Here is a 1,117-nt window from a genome sequence, read left to right as displayed (position 1 = left end):
GGCAAGAGTGCTGACCGTCTTGTCAGGTGCGAACAAGTCCCCGTCGAACCAGGGCGTACCCTTACCCTTGGAGACGCGGTTGATCTCCGGAACCCCCTTGAGGCTCCAACCAACCCCAAGCCAGCCGTTGCCCGAACCCGAATGGCGCAACGTCATGCCCGACTGATAGGCAAGGCTCACATGCGGTTCGATGCCGTGGAAGGCCGGAACGTCAATGCCCACTTCATAGGTGAAGTTGCCCGACGACAGGCTCGCCGGATCCTGCGGCTTCAGCTGATAGGCCGACAAGGGCGAACTCGTCGCGTCGGCGCCATCAGAGCCGTCGGCAGCTGCCGCACGTGCCTGGTTGCTTCCCTTGCCCGGCTTGTCGCCCTTCTGCGGCTTGCCGGTCTTGACCGGCTTGTCCTTCGCCGGCGCGCCGGCCTTGTCCTTGACCGCCTTACCGCCGCCGGTCGCGTCCTTGCCCGCCTCGGCGCCGGAAGCGTCGCCAGCGGCCGGATCGATCGCGTCATCCAGCGTTGGCAGAGCCCCGCCGGCAGCCGAACCATCGGTGGCCGTCTTGCCTCCGGTCTTGGTGCCAAGGGCCGGAACAGCCCCGACGTCCGGCAAGGTCAGGTCGATGGACGACCCACCTGCCTTGACTGCAGCCTTGCTCGCCAGCGATGAGGCGGGGGCAATCGACGCGGCCATGGCCGGTGCCGAAGAGTACCATGTCCCAGCCGCCGCAAGGATCGCGGTCGAGGCTGCGGATGCAACCCAGAGGTTTATCCTGAAGCCTTTGGATCTGCCCAAGGCTCCGCCGGGTGAGGCGTTCAGCCCTCCCAAAGTCCCTGGCCTCATCGCATTGCCCTCAGGAAAATCGCCTCCAGCTGCATATCCCTGCCTATCAGGCATAGCACAAGCGTGGCGCGAAAAGGCGCGAAAAGACAAGGACATGAGACCAAATCCCCAAAGCCGGGGCACGCTCGTCCGGATCAGCGAAGTCGACCCGGTCCGATCAAGCCCACCTAAAGTTTGCCGCAATCTCTCTTCGCATGATGACAATCAACATTGCAACCCGTTTTTATCCGGACACAATCACGAATCCACAAAACACATCCGCAAATTATCCACATGC

At 62.8% G+C, this 1,117-nt stretch carries 2 protein-coding genes; one reads left to right on the top strand and one right to left on the bottom strand.

The features are described from left to right. The coding region (locus L2I41_RS21450; protein WP_304610574.1) for a SpvB/TcaC N-terminal domain-containing protein at positions 1-690 on the bottom strand (690 nt) is incomplete at its 3' end. Between L2I41_RS21450 and L2I41_RS21445 the strand changes: the two genes are divergently transcribed. Further along, positions 689-1,117, top strand: a 429-nt coding sequence (locus L2I41_RS21445) for a hypothetical protein (protein ID WP_237155664.1), incomplete at its 3' end; no start/stop codon positions are given. The two genes, L2I41_RS21450 and L2I41_RS21445, sit on opposite strands and share 2 nt — an antisense overlap.

Source organism: Oryzibacter oryziterrae, assembly GCF_021864535.1.
Classification (GTDB): domain Bacteria; phylum Pseudomonadota; class Alphaproteobacteria; order Rhizobiales; family Pleomorphomonadaceae; genus Pleomorphomonas; species Pleomorphomonas oryziterrae.
This window is presented reverse-complemented; position numbering and strand designations above follow the sequence as displayed.